This window comes from Sphingomonas sp. SP1, from assembly GCF_058313395.1.
In genome coordinates, this window is sequence record NZ_JBZFLC010000001.1 from 1,634,781 (window position 1) to 1,647,730 (window position 12,950).

The 12,950-nt window shown below is 64.2% G+C and carries 12 protein-coding genes; 3 read left to right on the forward strand and 9 right to left on the reverse strand.

The genetic code is table 11. The features are described from left to right. Nucleotides 1-14: 14 nt before the first annotated feature. From atpA to AC4GYS_RS08300, 3 genes are all read right to left on the reverse strand, one after another. Nucleotides 15-1,544 (reverse strand): F0F1 ATP synthase subunit alpha, encoded by a 1,530-nt coding sequence (atpA, locus tag AC4GYS_RS08290; protein ID WP_491108613.1) that lies wholly within the window; start codon nucleotides 1,542-1,544, stop codon nucleotides 15-17. Nucleotides 1,545-1,547: 3 nt separating this feature from the next. Beyond that, nucleotides 1,548-2,102 (reverse strand): F0F1 ATP synthase subunit delta, encoded by a 555-nt coding sequence (locus AC4GYS_RS08295; RefSeq protein ID WP_491108614.1) that lies wholly within the window; start codon nucleotides 2,100-2,102, stop codon nucleotides 1,548-1,550. Nucleotides 2,103-2,199: 97 nt separating this feature from the next. Beyond that, nucleotides 2,200-3,255 carry a PAS domain-containing protein gene (locus AC4GYS_RS08300; RefSeq protein WP_491108615.1) on the reverse strand — a complete coding sequence of 352 codons (1,056 nt, stop codon included), beginning with the start codon at nucleotides 3,253-3,255 and terminating at the stop codon, nucleotides 2,200-2,202. 234 nt (nucleotides 3,256-3,489) lie between these two features. On the opposite strand from AC4GYS_RS08300, the gene ada reads away from it, so the two are divergent. Together ada and AC4GYS_RS08310 are read left to right on the forward strand one after the other, a co-directional pair. Beyond that, nucleotides 3,490-4,539, forward strand: coding sequence for a bifunctional DNA-binding transcriptional regulator/O6-methylguanine-DNA methyltransferase Ada (ada, locus tag AC4GYS_RS08305; RefSeq protein WP_491108616.1), 1,050 nt, complete (start codon nucleotides 3,490-3,492; stop codon nucleotides 4,537-4,539). Next, nucleotides 4,536-5,768: a sulfotransferase family protein gene (locus AC4GYS_RS08310; RefSeq protein WP_491108617.1), complete on the forward strand. Its 1,233-nt coding sequence runs from the start codon at nucleotides 4,536-4,538 to the stop codon at nucleotides 5,766-5,768. The genes ada and AC4GYS_RS08310 overlap by 4 nt, the downstream gene beginning before the upstream one ends. On the opposite strand, the gene AC4GYS_RS08315 is transcribed toward AC4GYS_RS08310, so the two are convergent. Continuing rightward, nucleotides 5,765-7,315 carry a hypothetical protein gene (locus AC4GYS_RS08315; RefSeq protein WP_491108618.1) on the reverse strand — a complete coding sequence of 517 codons (1,551 nt, stop codon included), beginning with the start codon at nucleotides 7,313-7,315 and terminating at the stop codon, nucleotides 5,765-5,767. The genes AC4GYS_RS08310 and AC4GYS_RS08315 overlap by 4 nt on opposite strands. A 233-nt stretch (nucleotides 7,316-7,548) precedes the next feature. Between AC4GYS_RS08315 and AC4GYS_RS08320 the strand changes: the two genes are divergently transcribed. Then, a complete protein-coding gene (locus tag AC4GYS_RS08320; protein WP_491108619.1) occupies nucleotides 7,549-8,088 on the forward strand; it encodes a CAP domain-containing protein in 540 nt (179 codons plus the stop codon). Nucleotides 8,089-8,098: 10 nt separating this feature from the next. Here the strand turns inward: AC4GYS_RS08320 and AC4GYS_RS08325 are convergent, their stop codons facing one another. From AC4GYS_RS08325 to AC4GYS_RS08345, 5 genes are all read right to left on the reverse strand, one after another. Further along, nucleotides 8,099-10,267 carry a primosomal protein N' gene (locus AC4GYS_RS08325; protein WP_491108620.1) on the reverse strand — a complete coding sequence of 723 codons (2,169 nt, stop codon included), beginning with the start codon at nucleotides 10,265-10,267 and terminating at the stop codon, nucleotides 8,099-8,101. Between the two features lie 162 nt (nucleotides 10,268-10,429). After that, nucleotides 10,430-11,497, reverse strand: a complete 1,068-nt coding sequence (locus AC4GYS_RS08330; protein ID WP_491108621.1) for a calcium:cation antiporter — start codon at nucleotides 11,495-11,497, stop codon at nucleotides 10,430-10,432. Between the two features lie 26 nt (nucleotides 11,498-11,523). After that, nucleotides 11,524-12,300 carry a phosphoribosylaminoimidazolesuccinocarboxamide synthase gene (purC, locus tag AC4GYS_RS08335; RefSeq protein ID WP_491108622.1) on the reverse strand — a complete coding sequence of 259 codons (777 nt, stop codon included), beginning with the start codon at nucleotides 12,298-12,300 and terminating at the stop codon, nucleotides 11,524-11,526. Between the two features lie 129 nt (nucleotides 12,301-12,429). After that, the gene (locus AC4GYS_RS08340) at nucleotides 12,430-12,591 is read right to left on the reverse strand and encodes a hypothetical protein (protein ID WP_491108623.1); all 162 of its coding nucleotides are present in this window, start codon (nucleotides 12,589-12,591) and stop codon (nucleotides 12,430-12,432) included. A 25-nt stretch (nucleotides 12,592-12,616) separates the two neighbouring features. Next, the gene (locus AC4GYS_RS08345; RefSeq protein ID WP_491108624.1) at nucleotides 12,617-12,781 is read right to left on the reverse strand and encodes a hypothetical protein; all 165 of its coding nucleotides are present in this window, start codon (nucleotides 12,779-12,781) and stop codon (nucleotides 12,617-12,619) included. Between the last annotated feature and the right edge of the window lie 169 nt (nucleotides 12,782-12,950).

Sequence of the window (12,950 nt, forward strand, 5' to 3'; positions counted from 1 at the left end):
AGTCGCCTTTGAGCTTACGCGAACTGCTTGCCGAAGTCGGTCAGGGCGGACTTCAGCGCAGCGGCGGTCTCGTCATCGAGCGCCTTGGTGTCACGGATCTTGGCCAACACGTCCGGCTTCTCAGAGCGCAGGAAGCTCAGCATCGCAGCTTCGTACCGAGTTACGTCGCGCGTCTCGACGCTGTCGAGAAAGCCCTGCGTCCCCGCATAGATGGAGGCGACTTGCTCCTCGATCGGCATCGGCTGATACTGCGGCTGCTTTAGCAGTTCGGTCAGCCGCGCGCCGCGGGCCAGCAGCTTCTGGGTCGAGGCATCGAGGTCCGACCCGAACTGCGCGAACGCGGCCATCTCGCGATACTGCGCCAGCTCCAGCTTGATCGAACCGGCGACCTTCTTCATCGCCTTGGTCTGCGCGGCCGAGCCGACGCGGCTGACCGAAAGGCCGACGTTGATAGCCGGACGAATGCCTTGGTAGAACAAATCTGTCTCGAGGAAGATCTGGCCGTCGGTGATCGAGATGACGTTGGTCGGGATGTAGGCCGACACGTCGCCCGCCTGCGTCTCAATGACCGGCAGCGCGGTCAGCGAGCCATTGCCATTCGCGTCGTTCATCTTGGCCGCACGCTCGAGCAGGCGGCTGTGGAGATAGAAGACGTCGCCCGGATAAGCTTCACGGCCCGGCGGACGGCGCAGGAGCAGCGACATCTGGCGGTAGGCGACAGCCTGCTTCGACAGGTCGTCATAGACGATCACGGCGTGCATGCCGTTGTCGCGGAAATATTCGCCCATTGCGCAGCCGGTGTACGGCGCGAGAAACTGGAGAGGGGCCGGCTCCGAGGCGGTCGCGGCGACGACAATGGAATATTCCATCGCGCCATTTTCTTCGAGAGCGCGCACAATCTGCGCAACCGTCGAGCGCTTCTGACCGACGGCAACGTAGATGCAATAAAGCTTCTGGCTCTCATCGTCGCCCTGGTTGGCGGCCTTCTGATTGATGAAGGTGTCGAGCGCTACGGCCGTCTTGCCCGTCTGGCGATCGCCAATGATCAGCTCGCGTTGTCCGCGACCGACAGGTACCAGCGCGTCGAGCGCCTTGAGACCGGTCTGCACCGGCTCGTGCACAGACTTGCGCGGGATGATGCCGGGTGCCTTGACCTCGACGCGGCTGCGCTTCTCGGCCACGATCGGGCCCTTGCCGTCGATCGGATTGCCAAGCGCGTCGACGACGCGGCCGAGCAGACCCTTGCCGACGGGCACGTCCACGATGGTGCCGGTGCGCTTGGCCGTCGCGCCTTCCTTGATCTCCGCGTCCGAGCCGAAGATCACGACGCCGACGTTGTCGCTCTCGAGGTTCAGGGCCATGCCCTTGGTGCCGTTCTCGAACTCGACCATTTCGCCGGCCTGGACGTTATCGAGACCGTGGATGCGCGCGATGCCATCGCCGACCGACAGCACCTGGCCGACTTCGGAGACCTGCGCGTCGGCGTCGAAATTCGCGATCTGGTCGCGGATGACGCGGGAGATTTCAGCGGCGCGGATGTCCATGAACTAGCCTTTCATCGCCTGGGCGAGCGTGTTGAGTTTGGTGCGGATGGAAGCATCGATCATCTGGCTGCCGAGCCGGACGACTATGCCGCCGAGAATGGAAGGATCGACGCGGGTGTCGATGTTGATGCTGTTGCCTGCGCGCTCGCCAAGGCGGCTGCGCAGCGCGGCGATCTGGTCATCGTCGAGCGGCCGGGCGCTGATGACTTCTGCGCTGGTCTCGCCCCGATGGTCGGCGGCCAGACGCCCGAACAGCCGGACGATCTCCGGCAGCTGCCCAAGGCGGCCGTTGCGGGCCACTACGCCCAGAAAATTCGCCGTGGTCCGATCAAGCTGCAGCGCGCCGGCGGTAGCGGCGATCGCTTTTCCCGCATTTTCGCGGCCGATCAAGGGAGAGGCGATCACCGCCTTGAGATCGTTCGATTCAGCCAGGGCGCGCTTCAAGGTCTCCAAGCTCGCCGCGACGGCCTCGATCTGGCGCTCGTCGCGAGCGAGATCGAATAGCGCAGACGCATAACGCCCCGCTAGGCTGGCCCGAATGCCGCCGGATGTCTCCACGCGCCCAAAGCTCCATCAAAGATATGCAAAGCGGGGCGAAAACAGCCTTTCGGACCGCTCGCCCCCGCCGAGTTGCCGGGCCGTTAGCAGGGGGTGTTCAGACGCGCAAGCCTTTGGGGTGCTGAGGACCGTCCTCAAACATTCGGTATGGCAGTCGGATGCGAACATCCAGGCCGCCGTCGACCCATTGAAGTTCGAAGGCTCCACCCTGCCCCGCGAGTGCGCGTTGCACCAGCCGATGGCCTGACCCGCTGCCTCCCGAATTGAGAGCCTCGGGCATCGCCGAAAAGCGCTCCACCCACCGCAATTCGAGCACGCCATCGCTGATCACCGCGTCAACCGACACGCTACCGCCGTGGCCAAGAGCCCCATATTTGTTGCTGTTGGTGCTCAGTTCGCCGAGCGCCAAAGCCACCATTCGCACATCGTCTTCCCGCAGGAGCACGTCGGGCAGGTGCCCGATGCGAAGCTCGCACTGCGCACTGAAGGGCTCGGTCAGCCGTTTGATAAGACTATCAAGGCTTGCGACTTCGTCGCTCTTCATCAACAAAGCCTGGGCGGCCCCGAGGCGTTCGAGGCGTATCGCGATCTCCTGTCCGAAGGCAACCCGTTCCGGCGAGCCCTTGGCGGTAGCATGGACCATCGCGCTCACCAGCGCATAGGCGTTCTGCAACCGGTGACGCATTTCGGCCGCCGCCGTCTCCCGAAGTTCGCGGGCACGCACCCGATCGGTGACATCGCGCGACACGGAAATGATGCCCCTAAGCTCGTCCTCGTCTCCCATCAGGGGCGACACGGACACTTCCCACCAGCGCGGCGTTCCCTTGGCCGTCGGGCAATAGGCTTCGAATCTGTGGCTGTGGCCACGCCTTGCACGTTCGACAGCGTCCCGGACGAGATGGGAGGAGTCTTCGGGCCACATATCCCACCAGTTGCGCCCGGCAATGAGAGCGAAATCCTCGATCTCCATTGCGCAGAGACCGTTCCGGTTCATGAAATCAAGTTGCCCGCCAGGTCCGATCAACTTTATGCAATCGAGGCTCTGGTCAAGGATCGCCGCCAGCATGTCGGACGATGCGGCCGCGAAGTGCTGGGCTTCAGCAGGGAGGGCGGGGGTGCGAAGCGATTCATTCGTCTGACCACCATCCAGCATCGTGCGGCCTTAACCATGTTTAAGGCTTGGTGCAAAATCGAGCCGCGGCGTTTATTTATCTGCTTGATCGCGACACGATCGCTTTGAAAGCAAGGTTCGGGATGAAGCAGGCGTTCGGGCATGGCAAGTGGCGTCCATGACTCATAAAAAGCTCGGGCTTAACGCATCATCCTTTGGGCCTCTGTTCGGCAATGTCACGCACCGCTGCTTCGCGGCTGTGGTAGGGCGCGGCTGATGATTAGCGAACAACAGGCCTGGCAAGCATTCGAGGCTCGCGACCGCTCGTTCGACGGCCGCTTCTTCGTGGCCGTCACTACGACACGGATCTATTGCCGGCCGTCCTGTCCAGCACGCAGGCCCAAGCGCGGAAACGTCGCGATCTACTGGCAAGAAGCCGGTGCCCGCGAGGCCGGTTTCCGGCCCTGCTTGCGATGCCGTCCCGACGCGGTGGCGCGGGATGCGGAGGCCGTGGAGCGTGCCTTGACGATCATCGAGCAGACTGAGAAGCCGATCGCACTGGAGGCGCTTGCTGCGACCGTGGGTTATACGCCGACCCATTTCCAAAGATTGTTTACAAGGCTGGTCGGAGTTTCGCCTGCCGCCTATGCCCGCGGGGTCCGTGCCCGCCGGGCGGAAGCAGGACTGGAGATCAGCGATACCGTGACGGATGCCATCTACGAAGCCGGCTTCCAGGCGCCGAGCCGCTTCTATGCGGAGACTGGTGCGCGGTTGGGGATGACGCCCTCGGCATGGCGCGACGGCGGTCGCGGGGTCACCATCCGTTATGCGGAAATCGACACGCCGCTCGGTCCGATGCTCGTTGCGGCCACGGAGCGGGGCATCTGCCGCCTGACCTTCGATGAGGGCGCCGATGCCCTGCGCACCCGCTTCCCCAATGCAATTGTCGAGGCGGGTGGCGAAGCGATGGCAGTGCTGGTCCAGCAAGTGGTGGGGGCAATCCGTAATCCAGTCGCCATGCCGGACCTGCCGCTCGATGTGGCCGGGACCGCTTTCCAGGAGCGGGTCTGGGCGGAACTTCGCAAAATCCCGGCGGGCGAAACGCGCAGCTATGCACAGATTGCCGCCGCGGTCGGCCAGCCCGGCGCCGTCAGGGCGGTTGGCAGTGCCAACGGTGCTAACCCGGTGGCAGTGCTGGTGCCGTGCCACCGCGTGGTTCGCTCCGACGGCAGCCTTGGCGGCTATGCCGGCGGCCTCGACCGCAAGCGCCAGCTCCTGGCATCGGAGATACAGGCAGAGCAGGGGACCTTGTCATTCGCGACTTGACCGAGCCGCTGCCCCTCCTCGCTACCGCCAACCGCGCCATTGCCGCCGCTTGGGAAAACGGTCGGTGGGAGCCGCCGACGCTGCATCCCGACCGCATCGAAGAATATGCGGCCCGCAAGGAAAAGGTGGACAGCATTCCGGGCCGGCATTGGCGAGAGCCGTTCCGCCTGCTGGTGGCGGAACTTGAACAGACGGCGCGCCTCAGCCCGCTCGGGCGAGTCATGGCCAACGGGCAACTCGTCAAGCTGCTGCGCGCCCGCGCTAGGGCGGCGCGCCTGGTCGCTTCCCATCCGGAAATCGGGCAGGTACGGCTGCCGAGGCCGCTGATTATCATGGGGCCGATGCGATCGGGCACGACGCGCCTGCAGCGCTTGCTCGCCTGCGACCCCCGTTTTCTTCATACTCGCCTGTTCGAGACCTTGGAGCCGGTGCCGTTCGGCAGGTCTCCTGATCGCCGGGTTCCGGCATCGGTAGCTCTGTTAGCGTTCCTGAGCCGCGCCAATCCGGCGCTGCAAGCCATCCATCCCAGCTCGCCGACGGCAGCCGAGGAGGAATTCGGGCACCTGAGCTTTTCCTTCCATGGCGCGCAGATGGAGGCGCAATGGAACGTGCCTCGCTTCGCCGCCTGGGCCGAAACGCGCGATGTCAGTCCGGTTTATCGGGAATTCCGCATCCTCCTCCAGCTTAACAGCTGGGCCCAGCGAGCAAACCCCGATCGGGGCTGGCTGCTGAAATGCCCGCAGTTCACCGCCGACCCGGAAGGCGTGCTGAATGCTTTTCCGGATGCGCGGATGCTCTTCCTGCAGCGCGATCCCGTCGCGGTCGTCGGTTCATCCGCCTCGCTGGTCTGGCAGCAGCGGCGTGTCCACAGCGACCATGTCGACCCTCATGCGATCGGCCGGGAATGGCTGCGCAAGACCGTCCTGCGCGAGCAGCGTACCGCGGCCTTTCGCGATGCCCACCCGGAGGTGCCGCAATTGGACCTTCATTACGATGAAGTCAGCCGGGATTGGCGTGCGGCGATGGCAAAGGTGTACGCCTTCCTAGGGTGGGATCTCCCATCCGGGCTACTCCGACGAATGGAGCGCTACCTGGCGTCGGCCAAAGCTCACCGGGGCCATCGCTATTCGCTTCACCAATTCGGGCTGACCGCCGACGCCGTGGCGAAAGGGTATTCCGACAAGTTGATCATGCAGGCCGGCGCTGCTTTGGATGAAGCAACTCTTTAGCTTTTTTCACCGTTCTCCTTCTCGTCGTCCTGTTCGACCTTGGTGAGGATGTCCCGGGCCTTCCTCGGATCGCCGTTGCCGAGTGCCTCCATGATGCTGATCAATTGCTCGCGGTTTTTGCCGGCGTGCGGGTCATAGGCAATTGGGCCGAACATTCTGCGGGCCTGCGGAAGCTTGTTATCGCTCACCAGCTGATGGACCGCCATCATGCGCAGCGTCCGGTCCTGCGGCACAAGCGCCTGGGCGTACAACAGGCCATCCACCGAATTCTTCGTCGGTGACCCGCCCTGCGCCAGATAGGTACGATAGAACAGCATGAGGGGCTCGGCGTCGTCGGGATCGAGCCGGTTCGCGCGACCGATAAGGGCTCTGAGCGCTTTCCAGTCGGCCTTTTCCGGATTGGCCTCACCAATAGTCAGCAGGGCGCGGCTTTTCATGATCATGGCGCGCTGGTGGCTGGGCGCCGCGGCAAGGGCACGGTCGGCGGCCGCAACGGCCGCATCATTGTTGCCGGAGTCGTGCTCGGCTTCCGCCAGAGACGCCATCACTTCGGGGTCGGCGGCGAAGCGCTCGGCAACCCGCCGGGCTTCGACCACAAGCGCTTTAGCCTCCTTCGGGCCCACCCCCCGTTCCGACCGCATCCGGACGGGAAGGATCGCGGCCTCAGCCGCATTTAGCGGTCGTAATCGGATCGGCGAGATGGCCAACTGAGCTGCCGAGACCTCGATCCCGGAAAGTCGCCTGGCCGTCAGATAACGCTTCAGCTCCTTGTCCAGCTGGTCGAGATCGCCGAATGCAGTGCGAGCGCTGTCGAGGGCCGTCCGGCCCTGCTGAATGCCCGCGATATAGCGACTTAACTGCCCTCGGCGCTCATTGGCACCGAAGGTCAGGTAATGGGCCAGCAACCACCCGCGGCCATAGACTTGCTCGACTTGCTCGGCTGTCAGGCGAGCCTTGGTGGCGCCGACCATGTCCTGCGTGCTCAGGCTGTCGAGGTTGAACAGGCCGTAGCTCCGGTATTGCGGAGCATAGCCGAACACCATCGAGCCGTCCTTGCGGAATTGCGCCGTCGCAAACAACTCGGCGGACCCTTCCACGAACCAGCCGGGCAGCGCTGCGTCCGTTTCGCTGAGCATCAGATGGTGGAGATACTCATGGAAAAAGACGGTCTGACCATCCAGGTCCCAATCCTCGCGGCTACTTTCGCGATGCACGAAGGCCAGGGGACCCGACACCCGTCCGATGTAAAAGCCGGCAATGGTGCTGCCGGCCTTGCCGGACATGGCGGCGACCTGTCGTTGATTGCGCAGGACATAGATCGTGATCTTGCCGGAATCACTCAACACCGGGTCGGACATTCCGCGCAGCTTCCTGACCGCAGCGTCGAACCGCTCCAGCTGCTCGGCATAGCGCTGCAGCTCGGCCGGCTTCTGTTCGGAATAGACGATGAAATGGCGCGATCGGGCCTCCGTCCAGGCTGCGTTCGCGGCGCTGGTCAGGGCCGCCCCGGACAATGCGGCGACCACAGTTAACTTCCTGATGAACATCGCAGGATCCCTTCGACGCAGGCCGAGCGACGGCAAAGGTAGTGACGCTGTGGAGCGTGTCCAGCAGCTATAACAGTCATTAAATCGAGCATTCTCCAGTCTTGCAAAGGTGCAACACTGCTCGTTTCATCGATAATCGGTTAACCCGGGAGGTGCATGCACTTCAGGCATCGTATAGCTATTTGTGGATTGGCGAGCGCGGGGGCGTTTGTCTTTAAAGCCGGGGTGGGCTGATGAAATTGAGCAATATCTGGGCTGCAGGCGCCGTCCTGCTTGCTACAGCCGGGGCCGGCAGCGCCAATTCCTATCCGATCAATTCGACCTCGCGCCTGATCGTACCGGATCACGTTCGTATCCTGATCTCCCATAACCGGGAGAGGGCAGCGTGGGGCGTTGCGCCGCTGGCATGGGACCGAGGGCTGGCCGCGTCGGCCGACCGTTACGCAGCGCAGTTGGCCGCGACGGGGCGATGGGGCCACAGCAACCGCGCGGCGCGGGGCGGCGCGGGTGAGAACCTGTGGATGGGCACGCGTAACGCGTTCTCGCCCGAGCAGATGGTGGGCGGCTGGCTGAGCGAGCGCCGGCACTTCCGTCGCGGCGTCTTCCCCTATGTCAGCCGCAACGGCAACTGGGCCGATGTCGGTCATTATAGTCAGCTGATCTGGCGGACCACGACCCGGGTCGGCTGCGCGATCCGCTCGTCCCGGCACAACGATTATCTCGTCTGCCACTACTCGCCCGCCGGAAATATCGACGGGCGGGTGGTCGCCTGAGGAACGTCGCCTAAAGAAAGCTATACGGGTCGACGTCCACTGCGACCCGCACTTTTGCGCTCCAATCCACGCTGGCAAGCCAGTCGCGGATGACGTCCTGAACGTCCAGGCTCCGCGCGGCATGGACCAGCAACCGCTGGCGATGCCGTCCGCGCAGCATGGCGAGCGGGGCAGGGGCGGGGCCGAATACCGCCATACCTTCCACCTGGGGCGCCTTGTCGCCGATCCGCCGTGCCACCGCGAGCGCCTCCTCCCCGTCCTCGCTCGATATTATGAGCGCAGCCAGGCGGCCGAACGGAGGCATCGCCGCCTCGCGCCGGGCGTCCGTTTCGGCTGCGACAAAGCCTTCCGCATCGCCGCTGACCAGCGCCGCGATGACCGGCGCCGTCGGTTCGTGCGTCTGGACATATACGCGGCCCGGCTTTCCGCCCCGGCCCGCCCGGCCCGCCACCTGCGCGATCTGCTGGAAGCTTCGTTCCGCCGCGCGCAGGTCGCCGCCCTGCAACCCGAGATCGGCGTCCACTACTCCGACCAACGTCAGGTTGGGGAAGTGGTAGCCCTTCGTGACCAATTGCGTTCCAACGACAATATCAATCGCGCCTTCCTCCATCTGCCCGACGAACTCCGCCGCTTTCGCCGGCGACCAGATGGTATCGCTGGTGACGATTGCCGTTCGCGCCTCAGGGAATAGCGCCGCAACCTCGTCCGCGATCCGCTCCACGCCTGGTCCGCAGGCGACGAGACTGTCTTCGTCCCCACACTCGGGACAAAGGCGCGGCGGCGGCATGACATGGCCGCAATGGTGGCAGGCGAGGCGATGCATCAGCCGGTGTTCGACCATCCAGGCGGTGCAATTGGGACATTGGAAGCGGTGTCCGCAGGTGCGGCACAATGTCAGCGGTGCAAAGCCACGGCGGTTCAGGAAGAGCAGGCTTTGTTCGCCCGCCTGCAGATTGGCTTCGAGTTCCCGCACGAGCGTCGGCGCCAGCCAGCGGCCCCGCGGCGGAGGATCCTTGGTGAGGTCGATCGCGTCCATCGCCGGCAACTGCGCGCCGGCATAGCGGCCGGTCAGCTTCAATTCGCGATAGCGGCCGATCTCCACCATGTGCCGGGTTTCGATCGCGGGAGTCGCGGAGGACAGCACAACCGGAATATCCTCGAACTTTCCCCGCATCACTGCCACGTCGCGGGCGTGATACTGGACCCCGTCTTCCTGCTTGAAACTGGGCTCATGCGCCTCGTCCACCACGATCAGGCCGAGAGCCGCGTAGGGCAGGAACAGCGCCGATCGCGCGCCCACGATCACCTGGGCTTCCCCGGACGCGATCGCCCGATAGGACCGCCGTCGCTGCGACGAACGCAGCCCCGAATGCCATGCAACCGGAGCGCAGCCGAACCTTGCCTCGAACCGCTTCAGGAACGGTTCCGTCAGTGCGATCTCGGGTAGCAGGACCAGCGCCTGCTTGCCCGCCCGTACGCATTCGGCGATCGCTTCGAAATAGACTTCGGTCTTACCCGAGCCAGTCACTCCGTCGAGCAGTACCGGATCGAATCCCTGACCCACTGCCGCGCACAGGCTTTCGGCCGCCGCCCGCTGTTCCTCGTTGAGATCGGGCGGCGCGAAGCCTGGGTCTGGGCAGGGCAGCGGCCTGTCAGCCTCCACCTGCACCGCCTCCAGCGCTCCGGCGTTCACCAGCCCTCGCAGGACCGTGTCGCTGACTTCGGCAAGGTCGGCCAGTTCGCGGATGGTCCCCTGCCGGTCCGTCAGCCGCTCAAGCGCCTGACGCCGCTGCGGAGTCAGGCGGTCCGGAACCACGCCGGTCGGCCGATACTCGGTCAGCTGCCGCGATCCTTCCAACGCGGACGAAGAAGGCAGGACCATCCGCAACACGGCGGGAAGAGGGGCAAGGTAATAGTCGGCGGTCCACTCGACCAGCCGCCTGAGCTCGGGCTTGATCGGAGGTGACGGGAGAACCCCAAGCAGCGGACGCAGCCGGTTATCGCCGACCTCCTCGGTTGGAAGCCGTTCCGGTTCCCATACCACTCCGATCAGTTGCCGTGGACCCAGCGGCGCCACCACCACGCTGCCCGGTCCCACGGCGGCACCGTCGGGCACACGGTAATCGAGCGGGCCGAGGGCCGCGTTCAGGGTGACGACGCGGACGCGAGGAAGGCTCATGACCGAGATAAGGTGACAAAGGTAACAGGTAGGTGGGTCTCGAACGGCATCCCGCCCGTCGCCTTGCGCAGGGTACAGCTTGGGTATTGGGCGCGGGCAGAACAGTCGTTCACCGGGCGGCTTTCAGCACAACAACGCCGGTGTAGGACAGTCCTATTCCGCTCAAGGAACGAAGGTGGTGAGCAGGAACGCGCCAAAGATCACCAGGTGAACCGCACCGTGGAGCACGGTCGTTCGCCCACGTGCCAGCGACAGCGAGGAAATGAAGAGCGTCAGGCCCAGCAGCGTCATCGACGACGGTCCGAGCCCCAGCGACAAGGGCAGGTCGAGCATGAAGGAGGCCACAGTCACCGCCGGGATGGTGAGGCCAATGGTGGCCAGTGCCGACCCGAGCGCCAGGTTGAGGCTGGTTTGCAGCCGCTTGGCCCGTGCCGCCCTCACCGCCGCGACGCTTTCCGGCAGCAGCACGATACCGGCGATGGCGACACCTACCACTGCGAGCGGGAGGCCGGCGGCACGCACCGCTTCCTCCAGCGGGGCGGACAGCGATTTGGCCAGCAGCACCACGGCGCCAAGGCTGACGAGCAGAAGCACCAGCGCCAGCCAGGTCCGGGCTTTGCTCGGCGGCGGGGCCTCCTCATCGGGCATCTCGCGCGCCGGTCCGGTCGGCAGGAAATACGCCCGATGACGGATGGTCTGCACGAAGACGAAGGTCAGGTAGAGCACCAGCGAACAGGTCGCTACAAAGCTCAGCTGAAGCGCGGAATAGATCGGGCCCGGCACCGCGAGGGTGAAATTGGGCAAAATCAGCGTCAAGACGATGAGAGTAGCAAGCGTGCTAAGCGCCGCAGTCACGCCGCTCCGCGTGAAGCGCTGGTCCGAATGACGCAGGCCGGCCACCAGCAGGCATAGGCCCAGCAGGAAATTGAGGATGATCATCGCCGCCGCGAAGACGGTATCTCTCGCAAGGGTCGAGGCCGTCTCCGGATTGGCGAGCATCAGCGACAGGATCAGCCCGACCTCGATCACCGTGACCGCGACCGCCAGGATCAGGGTACCGAATGGTTCGCCGACCTTGTGGGCTACCGTTTCCGCGTGATGGACGGCCGCAAGCACGACCCCGGTCAGCACGATGCCGGTCAGCAGCGGACCTGCGCCGGCCGCCAGAACGAGCCAGCCCAGCAGCGGGGCCACCCAGGATGCGATATTCAGAATTCGAGCCACACTCATCATACGCTCAAGCGTGGCCCAAGGTTCTACAGGCCTTTTTTCTTACGGTGGCTGTCGAGGTCGAGCACCGCGAATTCCTCGCTCTGCAGCAGGCCGAGCCGGCGCGCGACCTCCTGATAGGCCTCCGCTTCGCCACCGAGAGACTGGCGGAACCGGTCCTTGTCCAGCTTCTCGCCCGACTTCATGTCCCACAGGCGGCAGCCGTCGGGGCTGATCTCATCGGCCAGGATGACGCGTGGGAAGTCATTTTCCCAGACCCGCCCGAATTCCAGCTTGAAGTCGATCAGACGGATGCCGATGGCAGCGAACAGGCCGGCCATGAAGTCGTTCACCCGGATCGCCATGTCGGCGATGTCGTTCATCTCGTCCTGGCTGGCCCAGCCGAAGCAGGCGATATGCTCGTCGGCCACCATTGGGTCGCCTAGCGCGTCATCCTTGTAATAATATTCGATGATCGTGCGCGGCAGCTGCGTGCCTTCCTCGATCCCGAGCCGCTTGCTGAGGCTCCCCGCGGCAACGTTGCGCACCACCACCTCGATCGGGATGATCTCGCATTGCCGGATCAACTGCTCGCGCATGTTCAGGCGACGGATGAAGTGGGTCGGGACCCCGATGGTCGCCAGCGAGGTGAAGATGTGCTCGCTGATGCGATTATTGATGACGCCCTTGCCGCTGATGGTGCCACGCTTCTGCGCGTTGAATGCGGTGGCGTCGTCCTTGAAATACTGGATCAGCGTGCCCGGCTCCGGACCCTCATAGAGGATCTTAGCCTTGCCCTCGTAGATTTGGCGGCGGCGAGCCATGGATCGATGTTCCCTTGCGCTCAAAAAGACGGCGCCCCGGCCGCAAGGGTCGACAAATCGACGCAAGGGCCGGGGCGTTCGGGGCCGCTATAAGCGAGGGCGGCTGGACGCGCAATTGAAGCGGGTCGATCAATGGATCGCGCAGTCGCGCTCATTCCTCCAGGGAGCGGACCAGGCGCGGCGGTGAAGCAAGCTGAATCCGTCGGCCAGCGATTGGATCAATCGGTCGACGCCGTTGTGCAGTTCCGCCCGGCCGTTCTGATAATCGCGATCGAAAAGTTCATCACGCATCGTTCTTCTCCTTGTCGACGGGGCTTCACGCCGCTTTCAGAAAGCGATTGATCAAATCGATCCGCTCGGCGGGCTTGAGCTTGCCCCACACGACGCCATGGGCATGGGAGCTCGACTGCGCCTGGGCCTGGCGCGACATGAATTCGGGACCGTTTTCGATGAACAAGCGGGGACTGAGGCCATAAGCCATAACGATGTTCCTTCCCTGTCTGACGCGCCGGTTCCCCTTAGGGTTGAGGAGGGAGCGGGGCACCGGCGCTGACGAATATCTATGCTGCCCGAAATCGTTACGCCAATCGAACGCTCGACATAGTCGATAAGTCAGGCTTATAGTAAGACGGGTGAGAAATCTGCCACCG

What these genes read in the sequence shown, in the direction of transcription:
- atpA (WP_491108613.1), bottom strand. Translation starts at nt 1,544, where the DNA reads ATGGACATCCGCGCCGCTGAAATCTCCCGCGTCATCCGCGACCAGATC.
- AC4GYS_RS08300 (WP_491108615.1), bottom strand. Translation starts at nt 3,255, where the DNA reads ATGCTGGATGGTGGTCAGACGAATGAATCGCTTCGCACCCCCGCCCTC.
- ada (WP_491108616.1), top strand. Translation starts at nt 3,490, where the DNA reads ATGATTAGCGAACAACAGGCCTGGCAAGCATTCGAGGCTCGCGACCGC.
- AC4GYS_RS08315 (WP_491108618.1), bottom strand. Translation starts at nt 7,315, where the DNA reads ATGTTCATCAGGAAGTTAACTGTGGTCGCCGCATTGTCCGGGGCGGCC.
- AC4GYS_RS08320 (WP_491108619.1), top strand. Translation starts at nt 7,549, where the DNA reads ATGAAATTGAGCAATATCTGGGCTGCAGGCGCCGTCCTGCTTGCTACA.
- AC4GYS_RS08325 (WP_491108620.1), bottom strand. Translation starts at nt 10,267, where the DNA reads ATGAGCCTTCCTCGCGTCCGCGTCGTCACCCTGAACGCGGCCCTCGGC.
- AC4GYS_RS08330 (WP_491108621.1), bottom strand. Translation starts at nt 11,497, where the DNA reads ATGAGTGTGGCTCGAATTCTGAATATCGCATCCTGGGTGGCCCCGCTG.
- purC (WP_491108622.1), bottom strand. Translation starts at nt 12,300, where the DNA reads ATGGCTCGCCGCCGCCAAATCTACGAGGGCAAGGCTAAGATCCTCTAT.
- AC4GYS_RS08340 (WP_491108623.1), bottom strand. Translation starts at nt 12,591, where the DNA reads ATGCGTGATGAACTTTTCGATCGCGATTATCAGAACGGCCGGGCGGAA.
- AC4GYS_RS08345 (WP_491108624.1), bottom strand. Translation starts at nt 12,781, where the DNA reads ATGGCTTATGGCCTCAGTCCCCGCTTGTTCATCGAAAACGGTCCCGAA.